This is a genomic window from Helicobacter magdeburgensis (assembly GCF_000765825.2).
GTDB classification, from domain to species: Bacteria; Campylobacterota; Campylobacteria; order Campylobacterales; family Helicobacteraceae; genus Helicobacter_C; species Helicobacter_C magdeburgensis.
On record NZ_JRPE02000002.1, the window covers coordinates 1 to 21,856 of the forward strand.

General features: G+C 36.2%; 33 protein-coding genes. 11 read left to right on the plus strand and 22 right to left on the minus strand.

The features are described 5' to 3' along the window. The first annotated feature begins 164 nt into the window (after positions 1–164). The 4 genes from LS74_RS01085 to LS74_RS01100 all read left to right on the plus strand — a co-directional run bounded on the left by LS74_RS01085 (position 165) and on the right by LS74_RS01100 (position 2,086). Positions 165–569 carry a hypothetical protein gene (locus tag LS74_RS01085; RefSeq protein WP_138128677.1) on the plus strand — a complete coding sequence of 135 codons (405 nt, stop codon included), beginning with the start codon at positions 165–167 and terminating at the stop codon, positions 567–569. Between the two features lie 205 nt (positions 570–774). After that, positions 775–987: a hypothetical protein gene (locus LS74_RS01090; RefSeq protein ID WP_034589923.1), complete on the plus strand. Its 213-nt coding sequence runs from the start codon at positions 775–777 to the stop codon at positions 985–987. A 200-nt stretch (positions 988–1,187) separates the two neighbouring features. Next, positions 1,188–1,529 (plus strand): hypothetical protein, encoded by a 342-nt coding sequence (locus LS74_RS01095; protein ID WP_034586401.1) that lies wholly within the window; start codon positions 1,188–1,190, stop codon positions 1,527–1,529. Between the two features lie 245 nt (positions 1,530–1,774). Next, positions 1,775–2,086 (plus strand): hypothetical protein, encoded by a 312-nt coding sequence (locus LS74_RS01100; protein WP_034586404.1) that lies wholly within the window; start codon positions 1,775–1,777, stop codon positions 2,084–2,086. A 232-nt stretch (positions 2,087–2,318) separates the two neighbouring features. Here LS74_RS01100 and LS74_RS01105 read toward each other — a convergent pair whose 3' ends face one another. The 11 genes from LS74_RS01105 to LS74_RS01160 form a co-directional block, all read right to left on the minus strand. Beyond that, positions 2,319–3,098 carry a hypothetical protein gene (locus tag LS74_RS01105; protein WP_052086387.1) on the minus strand — a complete coding sequence of 260 codons (780 nt, stop codon included), beginning with the start codon at positions 3,096–3,098 and terminating at the stop codon, positions 2,319–2,321. 426 nt (positions 3,099–3,524) lie between these two features. After that, positions 3,525–4,571 (minus strand): TraK domain-containing protein, encoded by a 1,047-nt coding sequence (locus LS74_RS01115; protein ID WP_034586410.1) that lies wholly within the window; start codon positions 4,569–4,571, stop codon positions 3,525–3,527. A 32-nt stretch (positions 4,572–4,603) separates the two neighbouring features. Then, complete coding sequence (locus tag LS74_RS01120) at positions 4,604–5,620, minus strand: TraE/TraK family type IV conjugative transfer system protein (protein WP_034586413.1); 1,017 nt, start codon at positions 5,618–5,620, stop codon at positions 4,604–4,606. Beyond that, a complete protein-coding gene (locus LS74_RS01125) occupies positions 5,604–5,939 on the minus strand; it encodes a hypothetical protein (RefSeq protein WP_034586416.1) in 336 nt (111 codons plus the stop codon). The genes LS74_RS01120 and LS74_RS01125 overlap by 17 nt, the downstream gene beginning before the upstream one ends. Position 5,940: 1 nt before the next feature. Beyond that, positions 5,941–6,276, minus strand: a complete 336-nt coding sequence (locus LS74_RS01130) for a hypothetical protein (protein WP_138128681.1) — start codon at positions 6,274–6,276, stop codon at positions 5,941–5,943. 150 nt (positions 6,277–6,426) lie between these two features. Then, positions 6,427–7,320, minus strand: coding sequence for a hypothetical protein (locus LS74_RS01135; protein WP_034586421.1), 894 nt, complete (start codon positions 7,318–7,320; stop codon positions 6,427–6,429). Beyond that, positions 7,304–7,519: a hypothetical protein gene (locus tag LS74_RS01140; protein WP_034586424.1), complete on the minus strand. Its 216-nt coding sequence runs from the start codon at positions 7,517–7,519 to the stop codon at positions 7,304–7,306. The genes LS74_RS01135 and LS74_RS01140 overlap by 17 nt, the downstream gene beginning before the upstream one ends. Then, on the minus strand, positions 7,512–8,075 hold the full coding sequence (locus tag LS74_RS01145; RefSeq protein ID WP_052086389.1) for a metal-dependent hydrolase: 564 nt from the start codon (positions 8,073–8,075) through the stop codon (positions 7,512–7,514). The genes LS74_RS01140 and LS74_RS01145 overlap by 8 nt, the downstream gene beginning before the upstream one ends. Continuing rightward, on the minus strand, positions 8,076–8,786 hold the full coding sequence (locus LS74_RS01150) for an HD domain-containing protein (protein WP_138128683.1): 711 nt from the start codon (positions 8,784–8,786) through the stop codon (positions 8,076–8,078). A 101-nt stretch (positions 8,787–8,887) separates the two neighbouring features. Further along, on the minus strand, positions 8,888–9,136 hold the full coding sequence (locus LS74_RS01155) for a helix-turn-helix transcriptional regulator (protein ID WP_157979091.1): 249 nt from the start codon (positions 9,134–9,136) through the stop codon (positions 8,888–8,890). A gap of 310 nt (positions 9,137–9,446) precedes the next feature. Continuing rightward, a complete protein-coding gene (locus tag LS74_RS01160) occupies positions 9,447–10,760 on the minus strand; it encodes a hypothetical protein (RefSeq protein WP_167480457.1) in 1,314 nt (437 codons plus the stop codon). A gap of 37 nt (positions 10,761–10,797) precedes the next feature. On the opposite strand from LS74_RS01160, the gene LS74_RS10855 reads away from it, so the two are divergent. After that, complete coding sequence (locus LS74_RS10855) at positions 10,798–11,091, plus strand: hypothetical protein (protein ID WP_167480458.1); 294 nt, start codon at positions 10,798–10,800, stop codon at positions 11,089–11,091. Between the two features lie 224 nt (positions 11,092–11,315). Here LS74_RS10855 and LS74_RS11180 read toward each other — a convergent pair whose 3' ends face one another. From LS74_RS11180 to LS74_RS01175, 3 genes are read right to left on the minus strand one after another with little or no spacing between them, the layout of a single operon-like run. Continuing rightward, entirely contained in the window at positions 11,316–11,978 is a 663-nt protein-coding gene (locus LS74_RS11180; RefSeq protein WP_236096749.1) for a hypothetical protein, read from the minus strand. Then, positions 11,968–12,336 carry a hypothetical protein gene (locus LS74_RS01170; RefSeq protein WP_034586436.1) on the minus strand — a complete coding sequence of 123 codons (369 nt, stop codon included), beginning with the start codon at positions 12,334–12,336 and terminating at the stop codon, positions 11,968–11,970. The genes LS74_RS11180 and LS74_RS01170 overlap by 11 nt, the downstream gene beginning before the upstream one ends. Positions 12,337–12,339: 3 nt before the next feature. Beyond that, the gene (locus LS74_RS01175) at positions 12,340–13,131 is read right to left on the minus strand and encodes a hypothetical protein (protein WP_034586439.1); all 792 of its coding nucleotides are present in this window, start codon (positions 13,129–13,131) and stop codon (positions 12,340–12,342) included. 851 nt (positions 13,132–13,982) lie between these two features. Here LS74_RS01175 and LS74_RS01180 point away from each other — a divergent pair. The 6 genes from LS74_RS01180 to LS74_RS01205 all read left to right on the plus strand — a co-directional run bounded on the left by LS74_RS01180 (position 13,983) and on the right by LS74_RS01205 (position 17,849). Next, positions 13,983–14,384, plus strand: a complete 402-nt coding sequence (locus tag LS74_RS01180; RefSeq protein ID WP_034586442.1) for a hypothetical protein — start codon at positions 13,983–13,985, stop codon at positions 14,382–14,384. A 91-nt stretch (positions 14,385–14,475) separates the two neighbouring features. Next, entirely contained in the window at positions 14,476–15,426 is a 951-nt protein-coding gene (locus LS74_RS01185) for a ParM/StbA family protein (RefSeq protein ID WP_034586444.1), read from the plus strand. 11 nt (positions 15,427–15,437) lie between these two features. Next, entirely contained in the window at positions 15,438–15,647 is a 210-nt protein-coding gene (locus tag LS74_RS01190) for a hypothetical protein (protein WP_034586447.1), read from the plus strand. Positions 15,648–15,801: 154 nt separating this feature from the next. Continuing rightward, entirely contained in the window at positions 15,802–16,332 is a 531-nt protein-coding gene (locus LS74_RS01195; RefSeq protein WP_034586450.1) for a hypothetical protein, read from the plus strand. Positions 16,333–16,371: 39 nt separating this feature from the next. Beyond that, the gene (locus LS74_RS01200; RefSeq protein ID WP_034586453.1) at positions 16,372–17,112 is read left to right on the plus strand and encodes a hypothetical protein; all 741 of its coding nucleotides are present in this window, start codon (positions 16,372–16,374) and stop codon (positions 17,110–17,112) included. Between the two features lie 2 nt (positions 17,113–17,114). Continuing rightward, a complete protein-coding gene (locus LS74_RS01205; RefSeq protein WP_138128685.1) occupies positions 17,115–17,849 on the plus strand; it encodes a hypothetical protein in 735 nt (244 codons plus the stop codon). 34 nt (positions 17,850–17,883) lie between these two features. On the opposite strand, the gene LS74_RS01210 is transcribed toward LS74_RS01205, so the two are convergent. From LS74_RS01210 to LS74_RS01245, 8 genes are all read right to left on the minus strand, one after another. Beyond that, positions 17,884–18,219, minus strand: a complete 336-nt coding sequence (locus LS74_RS01210; RefSeq protein WP_052086455.1) for a hypothetical protein — start codon at positions 18,217–18,219, stop codon at positions 17,884–17,886. Positions 18,220–18,336: 117 nt separating this feature from the next. Next, positions 18,337–18,963, minus strand: coding sequence for a hypothetical protein (locus tag LS74_RS01215; protein WP_034588013.1), 627 nt, complete (start codon positions 18,961–18,963; stop codon positions 18,337–18,339). A gap of 1 nt (position 18,964) precedes the next feature. Further along, entirely contained in the window at positions 18,965–19,372 is a 408-nt protein-coding gene (locus LS74_RS01220; RefSeq protein ID WP_034588010.1) for a hypothetical protein, read from the minus strand. A gap of 11 nt (positions 19,373–19,383) precedes the next feature. Then, entirely contained in the window at positions 19,384–19,698 is a 315-nt protein-coding gene (locus LS74_RS01225; protein WP_034588007.1) for a hypothetical protein, read from the minus strand. Between the two features lie 62 nt (positions 19,699–19,760). Continuing rightward, complete coding sequence (locus tag LS74_RS01230; protein ID WP_034588004.1) at positions 19,761–20,087, minus strand: hypothetical protein; 327 nt, start codon at positions 20,085–20,087, stop codon at positions 19,761–19,763. 82 nt (positions 20,088–20,169) lie between these two features. After that, positions 20,170–20,592: a Panacea domain-containing protein gene (locus LS74_RS01235; RefSeq protein ID WP_034588002.1), complete on the minus strand. Its 423-nt coding sequence runs from the start codon at positions 20,590–20,592 to the stop codon at positions 20,170–20,172. Further along, the gene (locus LS74_RS01240; RefSeq protein WP_034588000.1) at positions 20,589–21,374 is read right to left on the minus strand and encodes a hypothetical protein; all 786 of its coding nucleotides are present in this window, start codon (positions 21,372–21,374) and stop codon (positions 20,589–20,591) included. The genes LS74_RS01235 and LS74_RS01240 overlap by 4 nt, the downstream gene beginning before the upstream one ends. Before the next feature lie 151 nt (positions 21,375–21,525). After that, entirely contained in the window at positions 21,526–21,855 is a 330-nt protein-coding gene (locus tag LS74_RS01245; protein WP_034587997.1) for a hypothetical protein, read from the minus strand. Position 21,856 lies beyond the last annotated feature (1 nt).

Genomic DNA, 21,856 nt, shown 5'->3' on the forward strand with positions numbered 1-21,856 from the left:
AATATTCCAAAGAGGGATACAATTATTTATCCCTCGTGGGATATTGTGCGTATCTTTCCTTGGAGTGTTTATTTCACTCTAGGGCAAATATTTGTCCTTGCAGCATAGAAATATGTTGCTAAAAAATGATAAAATAAAAGGAGAAAAAGATGAAAGGAGTTGCGATGAAATATGTCTTAAATGAGAGTTTCAAATCTCTTGTGCAAGGTATTTTTAATCAAGACAAGGAAAAGTCGGAGAGACTTATTAAGGCTTTTGAGGAGCTTGTCAATGACAGAGCCACCACAACGAGCCTAAATCTTGAAGTGCTAAAACAAGAGTTTCTTGAAGAAGCACGGAAAGAATTTCTCTCTAAAAGTGCAGTAGAGCTAGAAATGGAGAAACTCAAAAATCAGCTTATCACAAAAGCTGATATGTATGAGATTCTGAAGCCATATGCAACCAAAGCAGATATTGCCGAGGTTAAGCGTGAAATAGCTGAGACAAGAACCGACTTACTGAAATGGTTTGTGGCAACACAAGTCGCAGTAGGTGGATTTGTAGTCGCACTCATAAAACTTTTCCAGTAAAATCCCCCAAACCCTCTCCGGGTTTGGAACCTTTCTAATTCCCCCTTATTTTACATTTATTTTTGAATATTCCCATAGGGATTTGATTTTTTCAATAATCCCTATGTGGATTATTGTCATTTTCAAATCTCTTTGGGAGTATTTCTCCTAGCCTGTAAAATTTTTAAGTCTTGTTCTAACAGGTGGCAAGCAAAAGGATTTGAAAATGAATCAAGTAAATGGCTTTTGGACGGATGAGTTCAATAATAAGTGGGCATCCTATTTGTTTGATGAGATTGAGGCAATAGAGATTTCCAGCGTGTTAAACCACGCGCGAAATTTATGCAAAAGGAAAAATGCCTATTCAGGCAGAACGAATGTGTCGCTGAGTGACGCCTTCTTCTATCTTAATGAAGAAGAATATGAATGCGACTATTAAACAAGTAGGCTCACGCCTACTTGTCGCATTTTACGACAAAATATTCCAAAGAGGGATACAATTATTTATCCCTCGTGGGATATTGTGCGTATCTTTCCTTGGAGTGTTTATTTCACTCTAGGGCAAATATTTGTCCTTGCAGCATAGAAATATGTTGCTAAAAAATGATAAAATAGGAGAAAAAAATGGAAGGAGTTTTCATGAAAACGAATTATCAATTCAGCAGAACATTTGAGATTTTGCTGAATAACTTGGTAAATCGAATCAATGAAAAGAACGCAGAAGGAATCACTATTGATAAAGAGGAAGCATTTCAGCTTGTAGAAGCTGTCATTGCGGAATCTAAAGAAGCTGCCAAAAAAGCGGCTGAAGATAGTGTTGCCTCTAAGGCGGATATAAATGTCTTGAAGACAGATATAAATGCCTCAGAGGCTAGACTAGAAAAACAAATAGCAGAAGTAAAAGCGGACTTATTAAAGTGGTTTGTGGGAACACAGATCGCAATGACAGGCTTACTAATAGCTATTCTCAAATTTTCATAGTCTTCCATTCCCCCAAACCCTCTCCGGGTTTGGAACCTTTCTAATTCCCCCCTTATTTATCACTTTTTTTTGTTTTCATTCCCGAAAGGGCTTAAGTATTTCACTTGCCCTTTTGGGTAGGTGCGTGCATAAGCTTTTCGGGGAATGAAATTCCGTATGGCGGCAGTCAGTGAAAAGTTATATGTGGGCACCGAGAAGTGCTCTTTTGTTAGTGCATAAATGCCGTATGGCGAAAGGAGCACATTATGGTGATCAAATTTCAAAAAAAATCTAAGCTAAAAAAGATATTGAACAAAAGTCCAATATCTCTAGAAGAAGTGCCCGGAACAAGCAGGATAGGCATAGATGGCGGCAGTATAACTGTAGTTGGATTTATTACGGAATATGGTCTCCGTATCCACAAAGGAAAACTTGAATTTTCTGCTCATTCAGAAGAGATCGAACTCATAGGAGTTGATGGGGAATATGCAGAAAAGATAATTGAAAAATTAGTTGTTCTAACAGCATACACCTTGTTTTTGCAAAAGAAAAAAAAGTTTGTCAAAAAGGCGATGTAAACAGTGTAAAATTGTTTGCAAACATTGCAGAATAAGCTTTGTTTAGATTTGCACATCTTGGAAAGGAGATTGCATAATTTACTTAGCTTTAAGTAAAAGTGTTTGGAATTTTCTAAATACTTTCCCTGTATGGGGTTCTTTTTTTACTTATTAAACAATAAAGATAATCATTATTAATAAATAACTTATGTCCTACTCTCTATCTATTAGTAATGATTATATCATCCGCCTTCTATTTTCCTAAAAAATCCCTACATTCAGCATTTCCGCCTTTAATTCCATCTAAAAACACCTCTAAAACCGCTCCATTAGCATTTGAGAAACAAATATTCTTTTGATTCACAAGATTTGTAATGGCTATATTGTGGCTATAAATATCACAAGCAATGCCTATATCGTCCTCTCTCTTTGTGATAGTGCTTTGAATATTGACAATAACAGGTGTTGAACGCTTTTCAAAGAAGCCTAATATATCTCCTAAAACACGCATTATCTCTCTATCGGTTTGATATGTAGTCAAAGTCACGCCATGCAATTCAAAATATCCACTCTCTTCAAAAATGAACTTAGCCAAAGCACTCCTATGGTTTCCATCTCCATCAATGTATATTTCATCATCTATTTGTGTCAAAAGCATAGTTGGTTCTTTGAGCTTTTCTTCAACATAGTATTTTGGATTCTCTTTAAGGAGTGGAATGTTAATGTGCATTCTTTTGCCATATCGTATGAGATCAGCCCAGCTCATACCTTTATAATCCGGATGTGCCGTGCCAACAATGTTTCTGGCATCAATAGTGGCAGAACATTGTGTGATACGCTTTGCCACTATAAGCGGAATTTGCTTTGAGGAATATGCAACACTAGACATTTGTATATTTGGCATTTCTTTGGCGATATGAGCCACGAGTCCTTGCTTTTGCTCCATAATGTGAAGTTGATTTTCCAAATCATCAACTAAAAATGTTGCCCTCTCTTGCAAGCCTTCCATTCTTTTGAGTGTGATTCCTTCCATTTTCCTTCTCCTTATTATATTTGATTTTTCTTGTGATTTCTCTAATATGTGTTTTTTGAGTGTTTATGCGGATTTTAAGGCGATTTTGAAGCATTCCTTAGGGAACCTATACCCATACTCTCCTAATGCCTCCATAGCCTCTTCAAAGCTCATATTTGAGCGTATGAGAGTCCACCTTTCTAAACCTCTGGAATCTTTTCTTTGAAACAGACTCCAAATGCCTTCTACTAATGGTTTTCTTTCTTGCAAGCTTCTTTCTTCTCTTCTTGAGCTTTTTCTTTGGCACAATGTGAGTTAGGAGCTAGTCTTTTGTTCCTTATTTTCCCTATCAAATCTAAAATCCCATTTACAATATGCAAGACTAGTGCGATAGGTGCCAAAGCACAAATGCTTATAATCGAGTAAAACACAAAAAGTTCCATCATTTTATCTCCCTTTCTTTCCATCTGGTTTTTTTCTAACAATATACATAGAGGTTGATTTCTTGGGACCTATAGGGTTTGCCAAGAAAGACACCGAATATACATCTGGCACATAAAACATTTCCTCATAAAGGTTTAATGTCTTTTTCTTGTCTTCATTCTTAACCTCCCAACGCTCTCCCACATAATGATCGCCCTCAAGGCTATACACATGCACGAGTGTTAAGCCAAGCTCTTTGTATTTGTAAATCTTTTTCTTGTCTTTTTTTTCATATCCTTTTGGCTTTTTATCCTTATACATTGCAGCAGTAAGAATACTGATAACCTTCTCGTGGTTATTGTTTTCTAGTTTTTTAACATTGCTTCCTTGCCTTGCATAAGAATCTTGCTCTTTAATCACATAATAGCCCGGATTATTTTTGCTGTTGCCTATAGTGATATTAAGCACCACAGGATAAGGACCACCCCAAATAATAGCCTCTGCCTTTCCATTAAGGCTTGAATTAATCACAAGTCTATTTTCTTTTTGAATAATGGATACTGGCTGTCTTTGCTTATCTACTTCTAAGGTTTCTGCTTCTTCCTGTGTAGCCTTAGCTTCAAACTCTCCAAACTCTGCCTTAATCTCAAAAGGAAACTCAATGATAGTATGTTTCTCTTTTGTGATAGGAATGCTTAATTCTGTTCGTAATGTAAGCAATTTTGCTCCAGCTGGCACAGGCAAATTAGAATAATCCTTTTTAGGGCGATTAGATGAGTTAGAGCGAACTTCATTCACAACCGGTGTCTGTGTTTGATAGCTGTTATTCTGCCCCAAAGCCATTTCATGCTGAGGGTTACCATAAGTTGGCTGATTCATATCAGCAATATCCGCATTCTCTTCATTCCAACTTTCTGGTGGCATACCTGTGTTAGGGTCTCTAACTTGCGAAGCCGCATCTTGCAGGGCTTGTTCTATTTTGTCTCTTTTTACATTATCGTCTTCTATTGCTGTCAAAGGTATAGTTGCAAGCAAAAGACTAGCCAAGACTAGACTTATCTTTCTATTCATTCAGTTTCCTCCTTTTATAACAAGATTCCAGCCTAGTTTGCAGGCTGTTGTTGTGTGTTTTGATTTTCTTGAGGTGTTACTTTAGCATTATCTCCTTGCTGTTGCAAGTGAGAATTTTGCTGTGTATTTTGTTGTGTCTCTTGAGTTTGAGGCTGATTTGGAGTTTGTCCGCTAGGGTTTTGCTCTGTCCCTTCTTGTGGTTTAGTATTGTCTCCTACACCCGAAAGAATATAATCTGCATCAAGGAGTTTTTCCTTTTTCTTTTGGATTCTCTCTTTTTCAAATTCAGCCTTCTCTTTTACACCTTCCTCAAGATTCTCCCTTTGAATGACCCTATTGTCAATATCTTGATCGTTGAGTTCTTGTTGAGCTTTTCTTGCTGTAGCATCAGGATCTTTATCCTCAATGACTTTTTCTTCCTCTGTAAGATGATGAATACTATCATTGTTTAAGCAGTCTGTGCTTATAGAATCTTGATAAATTTTGTAATCACTAATATAGAAGCCAAACTTGTAAAAGCACTTCTTAGTGATTTTGGTAATGTTGCTTATGCTTTGTGTGGCATAGCCATTGTAAGTTACCGTGGCTACAGAACCTCCGTTCTTTAGCTCCACAATTACTTCATTATCATCATATCTAAAGGTTTGGGTGATGTTGTTTGTGATAACAGCTGTCAGGTAGTTATCAAAATCAGCCTTCCTTTGCAGATATGTATTCTTCTCAAATATTTCAGATGATTTTGCAAGGTTCTCTTTAATTGTGCTTGGCGTAAAGCTAGCAAATCTAGCCAACACAAAGTCTCCCCATACTCTATAATAAAGTGGATCTGCTCTCATTTTGGCTACTTCAAATTCGCCATAAGGAGGCATCATAATATGAGATGTGCGCTCGCTAGATAGGCTGAAATACCCAAAAGTCAGAATCAATAACAATATCAAGACTACACCTACAAAAATTTGCAATAGTCTATTATTTAACAAAAGTCTATCTACTTGATCTATGGCATCTTTGCCGATAGTTCCATATTCGTTGTCAATCCCTAAACTCATTTTCATATCCTTCTGGTAAAAAATCTTTTGGTAGTCCTTCTTCCCCTTCATATTTTGGGTAGCGATAGTTCTTTACATAGCACCAGTGCGTAAAGAAACCACGCTTAAAACGCTCTTTGTAATAGACATACACATAGGTAACTAGACCTCCTACTCCTAATCCTACCATAAATGCCTCTCCGCCCATACCAAGAAGGGCGAAGGTAATTACGGTGACTCCAAAAGAGCCTACGGCAATGAATAGGTTGTCCGCCTCAACAGCAGCAATAAGCCGCTGTCTATGTATTCTATCAGGGAACTCTATGATTCTCTCTGACATACTATTGCCCTACGCTTGTGGTTGGACGATATGAGCTTGCCCAGTCGCTGATAGGTTTCAAGAAACTTGGGAAGAAGAATACACCAGCTGTCGCACAAATTCCAGTGATGACTGTCGGCATCCAAGGAAGTCCCCCAAAGATGATACCCAAAATGAAAGTCATCCACATAACCCCAAGAATAACCCAAGCAACATATTTTTGCAAAATATCAAAGAATGCTGCTTTGATAAATTCAAATGGGTTTTCTCCTGCTGCAAATGCAACTGCCGCTGTTAATACGCACATTAAGAGAATTAATCGTCCCAACATGCTGTTTTCTTTTACCTCTAAAGTCATAATAACTCCTTGTATAAAGTATTTTTTAGCCTTATTGGCACTTTCTCCGTCAATGAGACAGAACCTACCCACATATTGCCCTTATCTTAGGCAAAAGCCTAAAGTCTCTTTTATTGCTACACACCGCACCTCCTATCTTATGTTTTCTATTTATATTTCACCATCAAGAGCTTTAATCGCAGCATCAGCTCTATCGTATTGAGCTTTGATTGCAATAACATTTCTGTGCTGCTCTTTGGTGAATTTCTTAAACGCCCACCTTGCAAAAAGTGCATAAGTTACAAGCATAATGATTGCCACACCCGTTGTATGGAACAAGGCTGCTTCAAAGTTAGCTGGGCTAATTGCCAAGAAACCTTTTGTCATTTTCTTGATTGCAAGCAATGGCTCATACAAGAATCCTTGCCAAGAGGCGAATGTGCTTTCAAGCAACACTAAAATAACGACACTGAATACAAGGTAAAACTCTACCACACGCCAACCAGCTATAACTTGCCCATAAAATTGCTTTGTTTTTGGCTGTTTCTCATCTGGAATGACAAATTGTTTCATTCCATATACGACATACGCATAGAAAAATAGAGAAGCATACGCCAAGAATAAGCTTACTGGGTAGAAACCTCCTACTTGCACTTGCCTTATACTTGCAAGCAAGAACAAACCAAAAGCTATACAATACACTAGGCTTGCGTATGCAATACCTTTTCCTACAATCTTAAAAATCTTGAATGGAAGCATACGATACTCAGATTCCGTTACATCTATTGTTTTTTGTTCTGTGAAAGCTGTCCCACTCGCATAGATTGATTGCAATTCATCTTGCAACTCTTGGACATCCGAAAAGATAGGATATTTATCCTTCTTTTCAGGCTCTCTTTGCACTGGCTGCCTTCCTCCTTGATGATTTTTGAGATGCCACATAGACTCTCGTTCATTGCTGGCGTTTTGATATTCGCCTTGCCACATTGTCCTATTGTGAGCTTGCTTTGAGCTCCAATGGGCGCCTGTATTGCCATTGCCGGTATTATTATTGTTCCCGAACATTTTTAACTCCTTCTTTGAAAATGGTTTCAGCCCTTTGAGTTGCTTCAAGACAAACTTCTCGCAAGGCTTGCCTCAAAAGCTCCTTCTTCTCTGGACTTAATCTTTTTCTTACGATTTTCTTCTCTATGTTTATGGCTAGGGCATAAAATTGTAGTGCCTCTTGTGTTGTTAAAAAACTTTCTTTGTATTTATTAGCCATTTATAAACCTCCAAATCTGAGCAAATATCCACTCTCCGTATTTGTCCCATATAATTAAGCCTAGAAGTGCTAGCAAAGTAGGCAGCACAAAAAGCATTTCTACCTTGCCTCCAGTTCTAAATCTAAAAGGTTGAGGCAACAAAACAGCCTTGAGATTTTTAAATGGACCATAGGCTAATGGAAAGAAGTATTTGGGGATACCACTTTTAGTCACCATATCGCCTATTTGGTGCATAAGTATCCCAAAACAAAAAGCGTATATAAAAAATACGAGATTTGGAAAGAAATATACACCCAAAAAGCAAAGTATAGCTGGAAAAGCTAAAAAGTGGGTAAAGCCTCTGTGCCCAAAGAGCATAGAAACAATATGAGAGAAGCCCGGCATCCTTTTGCCTATATAGCTATTTGGCTCATCTATGTCTGGGAATATAGAACCTAATGCAATAAGTGGCAATACAGCAATAATGTCACTTTCTTTGTATGGCACGAAATTGGGCATATATGTCAATGCAAAGCCACCAATAAGCCCTAATGTAATATGAGAACGAAATGTCATTTACGCTCCTTGCTCTGCGTTTTCTTTGTCTTGGAGTATGCTTTTTATTTCTTGCTCCCTGTTTGCCTCTTCTTTGGCTATCCTAATATTCTCATTTACTATTTTAAGCTCTTCGTCTCGTGCAATGTTGTCGCACTTGTTGAGCATATCAATGTATTCGTTGCGAACAGGCTCTGCTGATACATTAGCCTCAACATTGGGTGCGTGATGAAAGAATAAGGCATATTCCAAAGCACTGATAAGATCATCTCCGTATCGGTTCATACTTCTCATAACAAGCCCAAGGTATCTTGCGCTAATTTGATTATGCTTCTCTTTCTTGCCTTCAGATGCAAGATCTATTACCTCTGGATTTTTTCCAAAATCGTGAGCCAGAGCTAATATGGCTACATGCTCCATAAAACGATCAGGATAATCTTGTCCTTCTTTACACGCTACCATAAAAACACGAGCCGTGTGGGACAAGAGATTAATGGTTCTAAGTTTATCATATCTATTTTTAAAACTTGTATATTGTGGCTCATAAGATTGAGGAACAGAAGAAGTCTCTTCAAACTTAAATCTCTCCAAGTCTTTCATTAATAAGGCAACAACCGCATCCAACTCTCTATTTTTGAAGCGTTTTCTATATACTTCATAAAATAAGGTTTCAATTCTCTTGTCAGCAAAGGTTATTTTGTCTTGCTGTTCGTTAATATTTTTTAGGAGCAATTTTTTTCGCCTTACTCTTGTTATCTCTTGAAGCACTTTGATATTCTTATAGAGAATCTCAAAATAGCTCTCGCTTCTTTTTTTGAATATTTTAACAATGTTCATATAGAAATCCCATTGTTGGTGAAAATCTGTTCTACTTCACTTCTTTTATAATAAATAATTCTTGGAGTAAGAACATATTTGGTAATATTGTTCCTTTTTAGGATTTCTCTTGCAGTGGGATAAGACACACCTAGAATCTTGGCAACTTCTGCCATTCGTATAAACATACCCTCTTTTGATTCTTCTTGAGCTTCGTTCTGCTGACTTTCTTGTCTCTGGTCTATTGTGTTTGTGGCACTATTCATAAGTCGCTCCTTTTTAGATAAACTTTGTTTTTTTGTCTGTGTTTGTGTCTTGCATTTTTCAAAAAAAAAGTAAAATACTTCCACGCACAAAGCCATTTGAACCCATTTTGACGGTCAAAATCATTGTTTGTCAAGTGACAAAATCGCAAAAAAACGCTTGCCATAAAATATAGGACAAATGTCTTGCTCCATACACACAAATGAGTGGTTATCAAGCGAATCAAACAATAAAAAAAACAAAGAAAATTAGATGTAATCTTCGGTTATATTACTAAAGTTGCGTTAATGGTTGTTATAAATAGGCAAAAAATCATTGTGAAATATTCAGGTCTGAGATAGATCTGATTTTTAAGCCTATAAGCCTTTCAGGATCAAAATACTCATTCAGCACATTAAGCTCAAGTCTAATATTATATCTACCTTCTAATTTCCCCCAGTATTGTTTCTCTCGCGCAGAATCTTGAGGCTTGCCAAGCTTAGAGAAAAAACTCTTTTTAAATAGAACCATTGAGTTCTTTTTGTCAATAAATACCTCCTTGTTCTCAATATCCTCTTTTGTGCAATGTTTCATTACAAATGTAGCTGCATAATCTTCTTGTGCCTCTTTCGCTCCTTCTTTTTCAATTTTGGGTGCTTCAGCCTTTGGTTTTGGTTGTTCTGTTTTTACCACAGGTTTTTCTATCTCAAAATCATCAGCCTTGAGTTCAAATGCTTGAGACTCTTTTTTCTCTGTATTTTTTTTATTCTCAACGCTCTTGTTTTGAGTTTTGGGTTTTTGAGATTCTTTTAGTGCTGCTTTCATCATTTTTGCATTCTTTTGTTTTTCCTTTTTTTGCTCTGGTTCTTTGCCTATAAAATCTACATCAAAATCACTGACATCTAGGTTATTTAAATTTGCTATTGCTTCTGGCATTTCTATAACTTCAATTCCGTCTCCTTTTTGACTTATATTTGTCGGATCTTTTTTAGCTTGTTTTTCTCCGCTATTTTTGAAGCGCAAACTCATCTTCAAATCTTTAGCCGAATGCGCCTTCTTTTCTTCTCTGATTTTAGCTTCAGCTTCTTTGGCATTTTCTAGCCTTTCTTTTTGCGTTAAATTTGTTCTCTCTTCAGTATTGGGTTTAGCCCCTGAATTTTTGTGTCCCTCGGCATTCATTTGTTTGCTCCAGCTTTCATACCTATTACCATCACTTTTGACACCATTTTGTGAAGGTGTTTTTGCAGGTATGTTTTTTGGTGCAAAATTAGACATATCATTTCTCTGCATTTTTTTAAGGGCTTCTTCCTGTTCTTTGTGTATATCTTTAAACGAGGCAATATTTCCATCATCATCAAATATTATTTTAGCCCTGCCCCCTGTCATACGCTCAACAATCTGTTCCGGAGTTTCTAGTTGTTTCTGCTCTTTTTCTTCTTCAATTTCTGTATCAACAATTACGGCTTCTCTTTCATCAATTTGTTTTTTTACTTTTTCAAATTTAATTTTTCCATCCTCTGCTGCAAAGTAATTATACTTGTCGTAGTTTTGAATTACAAAAATTGCCTGTGAAAGACTTAGCCTCACAGGCTTGTCTTTTTGAATCTCCTCTTCAATTCTGGCAAGTTTGTATGCTGCTGCTAACAATCTTGCTTTATTCCAAAGTGCAAAAAAGCCCTTCTGCTTGAAGTCTAAACTGCTTGGCGTGGCTATTTTCCCGCTTACTATCTCAAGCTTCCGCTTCTTTTTCTTGATACCAAGTAGGACAGCGAGTGAAAATAAAATACCCCGTAAAAACTTCAAAAATAGCCATAAAATCAAAAAACTCACAAAAAGTAATACCCCACATAGGAAAATCTTCTCAAAGCTGTTTAAAGTGGCAAAAAAATGCAAAAAATCAAAAATCGGCTTTTCAAGTGATTCTAATCCCAGAGATTCTAAATGCTCTTTTGTGAAATTTGCAATTTTGGCAATTTGATTTTCCATTTCGGATTCCTTTTGAAAATTTTGATTTTAACTCGTGAGAAATTTTTTTTGCTCACTGAAAAAAAATGGCAAGTTCTGGGTTTATTTCATAAACCACACGACTTAAAGACATAGCAACTTAACAACTTAACAACATAGCAACTTAAAGACATAGCAACTTACCAACTTAGAGACTTAGAGAATAGTCTATATATAGACTTATATAGAAGGGCACTCTTAAATAATCTTATACAAAGGTGCTGGAATCCTCTTAGCTTTCTTCCAAAATTCTCTGCAACTTGATGCCCCATAAGCCTTTTGTTCAAAGTCAAATTCTCTATTTAAAAAATACTCCAAACTAGCCATAAGCTCCTTGTAATCCTCTCTTTTCCAAAACATAAATCCTAAAGCCTCTTCTCTTAGCGTTAATGCCGCCATTTGAAACGCTTCTTTTGTATCTCTATTCTCATACACAATGGGCTTATAGAAAGATTGCCCTATATGCCTTGCAGTATTCACTGAGGCTAAATCAAGCGTCTCAAGTATGACATTCAGGCAGATAGGCGATAACACCCTTCTCCCTCGTGCTATTCCTCCCTTTAAAGCAAACTCCATAACGAACTCTTGTCTAGTCAATGCTGTAAAGTTTAATGACAATGCCTCAATAAACAAGTTATACTCCACATTATACGCATCATACACCCCTGCGTGAATAATCATAGGCACAATATCAGGGAACTCTTCATCCTTTTTCAAGCACACATTGTTGATATACACCAACGCATTGAATATTGTGTCCTCAATTCTCTCCTTCAAAAAAAGCCTAGTTACATCTAGCACGCCCCTATACTCAAGCAACTCCACCTCTTTATGCTTTAGCATTTTTGCCTTATTCTCCATTCTTCACTCCTTGCTCTTTATGCTCTCCTGCACCTTGGCTCACTTTCTCTTTAGGAGCAGGTTCTTTAACCTCAGCTTCTTTAGCTTCAGCACGCCTTGTCACGCCACAAAAATTCTCAATCTTCTTCCTAGCCTTAAGCTCATCTGCAAACTCCACAATAAGTCGCATAAAGCTCTTTGCTTCCTTTGTGTCAAGTAAAGCACTCCAGCCGATTTCTCCAACCAAATACTTTAACGCTCCATACACCTCCATAGGCAACAACAATGTGTCCTTAAACACCGAAAATCGCCTATGGCTTTTCTCTTTGCTAACCTGTCCTATAAGGCTTTCTATTCGCCTTTTATTAGCTCTAGCCATTTACTACCTCCAAATAACTCTAAAACCTAATCTGCTCTGAGTGACTTTTGCCACAACCGCCACGAATCTTCCCATTCTTTTGTTCTTTAGCTGAATATGCACCTCCTTTTTGTTTAGGTCAATATCTAGGATTCTATAAGCAAAATCCTCCCTTTTAAAAAGCTCTTCTTCTGCAGTTTTTACCAATAATCTCTCAACAAAAACATCAAAAATCTCCTTAAATTCAAGCTTAATTATGCCACTATCTCGCCTTGTTCCTTCTACTAAAAACATTCCATTTTCTGCCCTTACACCCCTTATTTTAACCAAAAAATTGTGTCCTTTTTCAATAACATCATCATCAAAAAACGACAAAATAGGCACATAAATCTTCAAATTTCCCACTCTTTCTCCATTTTTTGTAAGCGAAAGAAGCACACTTTCTTCTTCAATTTCAACTATTGTAGCTCGTATATAACTACTTCCTAAAGCATTTATAAATATCTTTTTTCGCATATCTTTGTTCTTTCTCATTACCCTTTGTTTATGCTTTTTTAAATACCTAGCAAGTATTATTTTTATCTGTTTTAAGTCTTTTTGGCTCGGTTTAAAAAAGCGTAAAGCAGTCCCATAATCCCTTACTTTGTCAATTTTTTTCCTATCAACATAAGCAATATGTTGCTTGTAAATATCAAAAAATATAATCTTTCTTTGCGTATAATATTCCTTTAAAGAGCGTAAAAGAAGTTTGTAAAAAACGCGCTCTTTAATATTATACTCTTCGCACAAATCGCTCATATCCTTTAAATCAAGCATAGCTATCTCCTTGCATTTTATTAACAACAACAAAAGTGCAAAAATGGCATAAATAACCACTTAAAACACAAATTATAATCAGAATCTAATCGTTTATTTAACCGCTTATTTTTGGGTTAATTTGCAGAATAAAAACCCACATATTAATCACTTATCATTAACAAAAGATAACGAGATTGTTCTTTTATTTAAAGCTTTATTTTGACCTATGGCTTGACATTGTTACCATAAAATCATACTATTCAAAAGTCGTTTAGACAATCAAAAAAATGCTTTTCTTGTTGCAGAATAAATGGAGAAATAACCATTTATAATACCTAAAATAAGGCGTTATAGCCAAAGGTTTTAACCTTGTAGCCATAATGCAGGTAGCACTTATATTATACTTAGGGCGTATTTATGTATCACATATCTCGCACTTATATATCATATAAGTATCACTTAAAGCGTTCTTTGCGATAAACTAAACTACTTGGGAGACTTATGTATCATATAAGTATCACTTGTCTAACACATAAGTATCACTTAAGTCGCACTTAGATTTCTTGGTATAATGCAAGTCGCACATAAGCATCACTTATCTTATACTTATGTATCATATAAGTATCACTTATGTCGCACCTAAAAATATGCCATTTTTTCTCCTTTTATAAGGAAAATGACAAGTCACACTTAAGTCGCATTTATGTATCACTTATGTCACACATAAGTCGCATTTATTTTTTTTGAAATGTCTGTTGTTTATTTGCAAAAATGAAATTTTGCTCTTTTTTTGGTAGCACTTTATTCATATACCTATATATATGTATAGAAAAATGAGAGTGCATACCTTTATATATAAAGGAGGAATCTTGAAATGTAGCATAACATTACATGGCATTCTTGAAGATTTTGCACGCAATCTTAACCCTAAAACACGCTCTCTTGTTATAAGGGAAGTGCTCTATTGGGCATTAAGCGATTCTAATAGGGATAGGCTCTTTAATGTGTTGAGAAAATTTGAATCGCAAGATAAGGTTGAAAAGATTATTTCTCTTTTGCCAGAACCTAGCGATATACCAAACTATTTACCACAGAAGCCTATAGATGAGGTTAAAAGGCAAACGCCAAAGGCTGTCCAAAAGCCAAAAGTAGCACAATCACAAGAAAAGCCACAAGTGGAAACTACACATATCAAGGCTGAATCTACTTATAGTGAAGAAGGCATTGCTTCACTAGAGGAGATACGCAATGAATTTGATATGACAAAGTAGCAGAAAAAGAGGTTAGTGTTGCATAAGCAACTCTTTGCATACACCTTATACATTATATATAAGGACAATTTTACAATAAAGGATGAAAAAAATGAAATTAGGAATAGACACAGGTTTTGGACACACAAAATATTGTTTCAAAGATAAAAATGGTAAAATGGTGCTTAAGAAATTCCCTAGCGTTGTTGCTATCTGTCCTGATGACATACAGGCTGATGACAATGTTGCTGTGATGAATGGCAAGGGGTATTTCGTAAGCTCTTTGGCGCTCAACTCTGACCCAAGGTTTATAAAAGAAGTTACAAGTTACCAAGATTTAGAGCTGTATGCTCCATTGTTTTTACACGAGATTTTTACAAAAGAAGGGTTAAAGCCTGAAGACATTGAAGAAGTGTGCGTTGGTTTAGCTCCAACACATAAGCAACACGCTCAAAGCTTTCAAAAAGCACTTGAGAGCTTTAATGTGAATGGAATAGATTACAAGCAAAAAGTAACCGTAATTCCACAAGGCGTAGGAGCTGTCAAAGCTTTGCAAGACTTTTGGAGCAACAAAGACAAAGAGCCTGATAACTATATTGTTGCGGATTTAGGGTTTAATACGCTTGATATTGTTTTGGTATTTGACAAAGAAATTCAAAAATCACGCCTTAACCAAGCTAACTCGTTTGAGAAAAAGGGGGTGATTTTAATTGCTGAGGCTATGCAAAAACATATCAAAGCAACCTATAATCGCAACATTACAAATAAAGAAGCCTTAAAAATCATCATTGATGAAAGCTATAAGCTAAGAGGGGAAGTATTTGACCTTTCTTCTTTTGTCAGCGATTTGAAAAAGGAATACACCAAAGATATAATGGAGTTTTTGGAATCTAAATACTCTAATGAGATTGACAAGCTTGATGCTTTTGTCTTTGTTGGTGGTGGTGGTTATTTTGTGGATAAGAAATATACTCCACATACAATGACTTTTAACAACTCTGAATATTATAACGCGATTGGTAACTTATTAACCATAACGCCAAAGACTGAAACCAAAAAATAGGAGGTATATATATGTTTGAAGAAGATCTCTTTTCTAAAATCCTAGACAGAAATGCAGGAGATATATTCTCTATTCTCAAGTTGCTTGAAGAGGATGTAATCTCTGCATACGACCAGCATAATGAGCTTGCTCTTGCAAATGCTCTCTCAGGGATTAGAAAAATCCGCAGACTTCTCAATGAAGTGCTGATGGAAAAATCACTCTCTGATGAGATTTTCTAAGAGAAGAACCTGAATAAAAGGAGGTGTGTTATGGTTTAAAAAGAGCATAATAGGCAAATGATACTATGCCTTTGGGAAAGGTTAAAAGTTTCAATCCCCACAAGAGTGGGAAGACAGATAGGTTAAATTACAAATACACATTAAAGGATAGACAATGGCAAAAGCTAAAACTACAGCTACTGAAGAAGTAGTAACAACAGAAAACACAGAAGTTGCAACAGAAGCAACAACAGCAGAAGCTCAAACAGCTAAAACAAATGCAAAAGCAGGCAGAAGACAAGCTACAGCAACTCAAAGAAAAGCATTTTTTGAGCGCAGAGCAAGAGAACACAAAGCTACAACTAGAGATTTGCTCTCATATTTGGGAACAACACCGCGTAACTTTATAGACGCAAATCGCCAACAAAGATTTGCCTTGTTAAGCCACCTCATCTTACAAAACATCAATAACATTGATTATGTAAGCATTGTTGTGGGTGATGATTTTACGCGCCGAAGCTCTCAGGTATTAAGAAATATCTATTCATCAAGCAAAGAAGCAAACTTTGCAATACTCGCTGGTGGGGAAAAAGGCACTGAAGCTATTGAAGCAAGCAAAAAGATTGAGGATTTAAAAGCCGAAGCGATTAAAACTCTCAATCAGCTTAATAGCCAAATCAGTCAAATTGCCAGCAAATTTGCCTAAACTCTCTTCCCCTTGTAAAAGGGGAGAAAGGACAATAAAGTGAAGAAGTTATCATTATCGGTTATCCTAATCTTATCTATCTCATCAACATTGCTAAGTGCTTCTGAGGTTAAACAAGCATTTGAAGCTATTCAAACCAACGCGGATGCAAGTAATGCAACTCGGACTCAGCCAGAAGTTGGGCTTAGTGATAACGCACCTGATGAGTTGGTGGAGCAACAACTTCAAAATAATCAAGCTCCGGCAAACTCTAGCAATGATGTAAAGGAAAATGAGGCTAATGAAAAGATAAATGAGCCAAATCTTCCTTTACAAGAAAAAGATTTAGAGGCAGATGAGCCACAAGCTCAAGAGCCTCAAACAAATCAAGTTAATGAGACGAAAACAAATGAGCCACAACAAGCTCAAACTAACGAAGAAAATAAACCTGAGCCTGAGGTAAAAGAAGAATCTCAGGCGGTGCAGGAGCAACCAAAACAAGAAGAATCTCAGGCAGTGCAAGAGCCAAATAATCAAGAGGTTGCACCACAACAAACCACACAAGAGTCAGCAGAACAGCCTACTGCTGAAAAAAAGGCTGAGGACGAGATTAGCGTTAGCTCTAAAATTCGTTTTCTAAGGGAGAAAAATCAAAAACAAGAAGATACCCTAGAAAAAGAACAAAGACAAAAAGAAGATGATGCTAATCTCACATCTGCGGAGAGAATGGATAAAAAGCTCCAAGAGAGCCTTGATAACATTCAAGAAATCCTAGATGAAAAACAAAAACAAAAGGAGTAAAAATGAAAAAGAAAACATTAAGTAGCATTCTAACCTGTGTTGCAGTAGGTGCTGTCGGTTTTAGTCTTATGGGTGCAAGCAATCCTATAGAGAAGCTTGTAAAGGAGAAAACAGGAGCTGATGTAAAGATTGTAAAGCAAGTCCCGCTTAATCAGCTTAAAGATATGCAGGTTGTGATTTTAGAATCAGGCAATCAGCGTGTGCCTTTCCTTGCAGATAAAAATGGCACTACGCTTATCGGCGCTGATTCTAGCTTTTTAACTTCAAATGACAATCTGCTTCTTACTTTGCAGAAAACGGTGCAAGAAACAGATGCTTACAATAATCGCAGTAAGAGCGATAAGCTTCTTGCCACAATCAAGCAGAAAAACTACCCTGTAGTTACACTGAAAAGCCCAGCAAAAACAAACAAAACGCTCTATATTGTCTCAGACCCAAATTGTCCTTATTGCCAAGACGAATTAGGACGAGTTGAAGGACATTTAAGAGATAAGAATGTTAAAATGATTGTTGTGGGACTATTGAGCGAGGATTCTTTATATAAAGCCTCTGATTTATACAGTCAGATCAAAACCGCACAAACAAATCAAGCAAAAATCAATATCTTGCGTAAAATCTACTCTGGCAACTATCAAGCTAGTGGCTCACAACCTAGTAGAGATGCTTTAGGTATTGCTGAAGCTGTAAGAGACAGTGGCATTACTTCTGTTCCTTACAAGTTTGAAGTTACAGAATAGTAGCCTTTTTGATGGGGTTTAACCCCATTCTCTCTTAGAACAATGCGGCTTGGTATCCTTGTCCGCCACTAAATTTTACCTTAAATACTCCGCTTTCAATGCTCTCTCTAACTTCATTCAAATATTTTTGTGGCACATTTACTCCAGCACATCTTGCCGCCCACATAAAATCAGAAACTTTAAGTGTGTTGAAGTTTGCCAAAAACTCCTTAGATTGAGTTTGTCTCCACTTAGCTTCTCTGCGTTGGAATTTTCTATCAATGCTTCTTACTTCGCTCATCAATACTTCCAACTTAGCATTCACTACTCGTTGAAGTCCTTGTTGGATTTGTTTTACAAGGCTGATTGTTTCTTGGCTCAATACTTTCATTTTGATCCTTTGCGTTGGTTTGTATGTGCGTATTATAGGGAGATTCGGGGTTTGTTTCAAATGAGATTTTGCTGTCAAAGAAGAAGTTGCAAAGAGCATTTCTCCTTTGTTAGAATACTAGTTTGTTTGTTTTAGCCTATTATAGTTCTCCGTAAGCGCTTCTGCTTTTCTTTCTTCAAGAGATTGCAAGGCTTCTTTCTCTTTGTCTTTGTTTTTTTTCTTTGTAAGAAGCCTGTCAAACAATATCTTACAGATTTCCCCCTTAAATTCTTTGTCAAAACAAATTCTTAGCTCATCGGGAGCATCATCAATATATCCTATTGGGAGATTGTTTTGAAACACTATATCTTGGAGCACCTTTCTTTCACTAGCTTTCAACAATTCTATTCTTGCACCCCCTCCATACGCTTTATTGAGATCTATGACAAAATTTCCAACAATAACTATTATCACAAGAATTAGAGCTAATACAAATAATGTACCGACACCTTTGGTAATATCCTCTCTCAGCTCAAAAAAGATAAGTAACAACACAAGAGATAGTCCGCCATAAGTAACACGATTTAGTAAGCTGTTATACTCTATCATAAACAACACAAATTCTATGTTTGTGTTGTCCTCATAAGAGAATTTAGCAATAATCTTAAGAACTAATACTCCACAGGCAAGGAGCATTGCAATTACAGCCATAAGCGTTAAAAAGATTTTTAACACTCTTTCTTTGTTCTGTGCTTTTTCTGTCATCTTACTCTCCTTTTAGAGTGTTTAACGCAAGGCTATCTACTAGCGACATTATCTTTTCAATCTCTTTCTCTTTCATAGCTCCTAGCTCATAAGTAAGCCTTATGAAAATCTCCATACGCAAAGGGTTGTAATGTTTTTGCTCACTCCCTCTTAAAAATTCCCTTTCCACAATGTTAAACTCATCATCTATCACATAGACTCCATTGTCATAGTTATCTTTATCTGCTTCTCCATACTCTATCTCTTCACCATCAAAAACCTTAGCTGATACTTCCACAAGCCCATCAAAGCCTTTGCCTAAATCCCTTGCGACATTGAGTAAGGGCTCAATAGAATCTCTTCCACCATTCCAATGTTGGTAAATCGCTCTTGTTTTTTCTTTGTTTGTAATGACACATCGGTTTCCCATTTTACTCCTTTTTAGTAAAGCCTCTCAATAAAGCAACCTGTTTTAGCATTCCAATAAACAAACTCTTCCTTATCAGACCCTTTAATGCGTTTAGCTTCGCTTTCTTCTAACTCTTCTAAAAAGCCATAGCTTCCGCCTACATAGATATTGTTTGTAATATAAGCCAAACCATTATCCAAAGGCAAACCGCATTCAGCAAAGAAGTTCTCTAACGCTTTGGCAATTTCATCATCAAACTCCCAGCCCATTCGTCTCTCCATATAGCCCAAAGCCTCATCAAAAAGCCTTCTTGCCACTTCGCCATAAACAACATTTTTGCTTTCCATTTCTGCTCCTTTTGTTTTTATGCGTGTATTATAGGCTTTTTGGTTATAATTTTCAAATACGCCTACATAAAGAGATTAGCGAGTTCTTCGCAGATAAGATCAGTGATTCTTTGGATAAGCTCTTTTTCATCAGCATAGCTTTCTCTGCCTATTTCTTCTCTGCTGGAGAGCATAAACTGATTATGTTCTTTTGTAGAATCTGCTAAATCATCATATTCTACACTAAACAACACCAAATCGTATATTTTTGAGTGCGTATCAATGAATATGTAGAGATCTATACCGCCTACATTGTGGATAAAAATGTGCTCTTTGTTTTGAGCTTGGATTGTATCATTAACAACCTCTTTAATTTTGGACTGAACTTGTTTTTTGTATGTGTTTAACATTTGCACTCCTTTAATCTTTGTATGAGCGTATTATAGGCTTTTCGGCTATGATTTTCCAATGAGATTTTTGAGCTAAGAAAAGCTATAGCGATAATGTGAAGCTTTCTTTCTTTATCAGCTCTCGTGGTATTACGCCTTTTTTCTTTTTAGAATATGTTATATCCCAAGCTCCGCTTTTTGCGTGAAGCATACCCACCCACTCCCAATAATTGTAGTTTGATAGTTTAGATAACACAAAATCCACTCTTTGCTTAATAGAATCCTCTATCTCTATGTTTTCATTTGTCCTATCTATGCTATTTGCTCCATAGTCTCTGTAAAACAAATATACATCATAAACAATCGCTCCAAACTGCCAAGCTTCAAAGTCTTTATCTAAGAGATATTCTCCTGTGTCTTTGTAGTGTTTCAACACCACAAAATACATAATCTTTTGAAGTTCAAGGTTTGAAATGCCTTTACTTGAGTGATTGATAATATATTGAGCTAAATCCTGTGCTTTCATACATCTACACCATCAGCGTTATCTTTGTATCCAGCAATTTCCTTCAATTTAGAACTCATTTTTTGTTTCCAATCTTTTTCAACATTGAGCATCCTATTAGCTTTTAGTATCTCGCTAATCTTTTTGATTGCACCTTCCCGTCTTTTATATGTCTTATAAAACAAAGTTTCACCTTTTGCCCCGCTTCTGTTAAAACATATCCTATTTTCATCTTTATGGAAATGTGCTTTTTCCATAGATACCTCGACCCAATAAGATGAAATCTCACCATTTTCTCTTTTTACACCAAAAGACAACAATCCACCATAAGCTAACTGCCAAATATCAAAGAATAATGGACAGTCCTTTAAATCTTTTAACCTTCTTTCAAAGTTTAATAGACTATGTTCTTTTTGGAGAATATCAAAAAATTCTTCATTAGCCTTAAGCATCCCCAATACAATATCTTTGTTTTCTTCAATGTATTGGTAAAGAATCTCATAATAGATATGTAAAAAATCATCATCATTATAACCTCGCCTTTTGGAAATCATTGCTTTTGTGGTATCAAATATTGTGTTTAATAAAATATCAATATAAACAGTGTCCTTTTGGATAGAATATTTTTTTATGATTTCACGAAATTTCTTGTATCGTTCAAGCCTCGCTTCTTGTTTTGAAACAGAGCTGCCATACAAAGCGTTAAACCAGAGAGATTCGCCTCCATGCAATTTCACACTAAGTTTGTCTTCTCTTTCCTTTTTAGCCTCATCTATTTTTAGGCTTTTAATGTATTTATCCATTTTGTGCTCCCTTTAATGTTTGTATAGGCGTATTGTATGGAAACTAAAAGATGTTTTCAAATGGTTATTTAAAGCGGCTCAATTTCTTGTTTGCTTTAATGGCTTTTTTTGGTTTTTTTTACAATGTATTGAGCTAAATCCTGTGCTCTCCTTACGCTAGATAAACAAATTTAGCATTGAACTCTTTAAATCCTTCTCTAAGAAACTTTAAATCGTCCTCACAATACCTATCAAATGGAACCAAATCATCTAGATCTCTTTCTCTAAGAATTACTTGAAGTCCGTTTGGATCCGGGATATTGTAGTCCGCATTTATTAGCATTTTTTTCATTTGATAGCCAAATGTCTGGTGAAGAAATCCAACTACACCTAATGCTTCTCTTCTTTCCTCAAACTTAATAAAACCGCTCTTGCAGTCCCTAACAAATTGTTTTAGGGACTTTTTGTCGTTAAAATAAAATGCTTGAGCATATACACCCATT

Coding starts and splice junctions, on each gene's coding strand:
- LS74_RS01085 (WP_138128677.1), top strand. CDS start 165: ATGAAATATGTCTTAAATGAGAGTTTCAAATCTCTTGTGCAAGGTATT.
- LS74_RS01090 (WP_034589923.1), top strand. CDS start 775: ATGAATCAAGTAAATGGCTTTTGGACGGATGAGTTCAATAATAAGTGG.
- LS74_RS01095 (WP_034586401.1), top strand. CDS start 1,188: ATGAAAACGAATTATCAATTCAGCAGAACATTTGAGATTTTGCTGAAT.
- LS74_RS01100 (WP_034586404.1), top strand. CDS start 1,775: ATGGTGATCAAATTTCAAAAAAAATCTAAGCTAAAAAAGATATTGAAC.
- LS74_RS01105 (WP_052086387.1), bottom strand. CDS start 3,098: ATGGAAGGAATCACACTCAAAAGAATGGAAGGCTTGCAAGAGAGGGCA.
- LS74_RS01115 (WP_034586410.1), bottom strand. CDS start 4,571: ATGAATAGAAAGATAAGTCTAGTCTTGGCTAGTCTTTTGCTTGCAACT.
- LS74_RS01120 (WP_034586413.1), bottom strand. CDS start 5,620: ATGAGTTTAGGGATTGACAACGAATATGGAACTATCGGCAAAGATGCC.
- LS74_RS01125 (WP_034586416.1), bottom strand. CDS start 5,939: ATGTCAGAGAGAATCATAGAGTTCCCTGATAGAATACATAGACAGCGG.
- LS74_RS01130 (WP_138128681.1), bottom strand. CDS start 6,276: ATGACTTTAGAGGTAAAAGAAAACAGCATGTTGGGACGATTAATTCTC.
- LS74_RS01135 (WP_034586421.1), bottom strand. CDS start 7,320: ATGTTCGGGAACAATAATAATACCGGCAATGGCAATACAGGCGCCCAT.
- LS74_RS01140 (WP_034586424.1), bottom strand. CDS start 7,519: ATGGCTAATAAATACAAAGAAAGTTTTTTAACAACACAAGAGGCACTA.
- LS74_RS01145 (WP_052086389.1), bottom strand. CDS start 8,075: ATGACATTTCGTTCTCATATTACATTAGGGCTTATTGGTGGCTTTGCA.
- LS74_RS01155 (WP_157979091.1), bottom strand. CDS start 9,136: ATGAATAGTGCCACAAACACAATAGACCAGAGACAAGAAAGTCAGCAG.
- LS74_RS11180 (WP_236096749.1), bottom strand. CDS start 11,978: ATGGAGAATAAGGCAAAAATGCTAAAGCATAAAGAGGTGGAGTTGCTT.
- LS74_RS01170 (WP_034586436.1), bottom strand. CDS start 12,336: ATGGCTAGAGCTAATAAAAGGCGAATAGAAAGCCTTATAGGACAGGTT.
- LS74_RS01175 (WP_034586439.1), bottom strand. CDS start 13,131: ATGCTTGATTTAAAGGATATGAGCGATTTGTGCGAAGAGTATAATATT.
- LS74_RS01185 (WP_034586444.1), top strand. CDS start 14,476: ATGAAATTAGGAATAGACACAGGTTTTGGACACACAAAATATTGTTTC.
- LS74_RS01190 (WP_034586447.1), top strand. CDS start 15,438: ATGTTTGAAGAAGATCTCTTTTCTAAAATCCTAGACAGAAATGCAGGA.
- LS74_RS01195 (WP_034586450.1), top strand. CDS start 15,802: ATGGCAAAAGCTAAAACTACAGCTACTGAAGAAGTAGTAACAACAGAA.
- LS74_RS01205 (WP_138128685.1), top strand. CDS start 17,115: ATGAAAAAGAAAACATTAAGTAGCATTCTAACCTGTGTTGCAGTAGGT.
- LS74_RS01210 (WP_052086455.1), bottom strand. CDS start 18,219: ATGAAAGTATTGAGCCAAGAAACAATCAGCCTTGTAAAACAAATCCAA.
- LS74_RS01215 (WP_034588013.1), bottom strand. CDS start 18,963: ATGACAGAAAAAGCACAGAACAAAGAAAGAGTGTTAAAAATCTTTTTA.
- LS74_RS01220 (WP_034588010.1), bottom strand. CDS start 19,372: ATGGGAAACCGATGTGTCATTACAAACAAAGAAAAAACAAGAGCGATT.
- LS74_RS01225 (WP_034588007.1), bottom strand. CDS start 19,698: ATGGAAAGCAAAAATGTTGTTTATGGCGAAGTGGCAAGAAGGCTTTTT.
- LS74_RS01230 (WP_034588004.1), bottom strand. CDS start 20,087: ATGTTAAACACATACAAAAAACAAGTTCAGTCCAAAATTAAAGAGGTT.
- LS74_RS01235 (WP_034588002.1), bottom strand. CDS start 20,592: ATGAAAGCACAGGATTTAGCTCAATATATTATCAATCACTCAAGTAAA.
- LS74_RS01240 (WP_034588000.1), bottom strand. CDS start 21,374: ATGGATAAATACATTAAAAGCCTAAAAATAGATGAGGCTAAAAAGGAA.
- LS74_RS01245 (WP_034587997.1), bottom strand. CDS start 21,855: ATGGGTGTATATGCTCAAGCATTTTATTTTAACGACAAAAAGTCCCTA.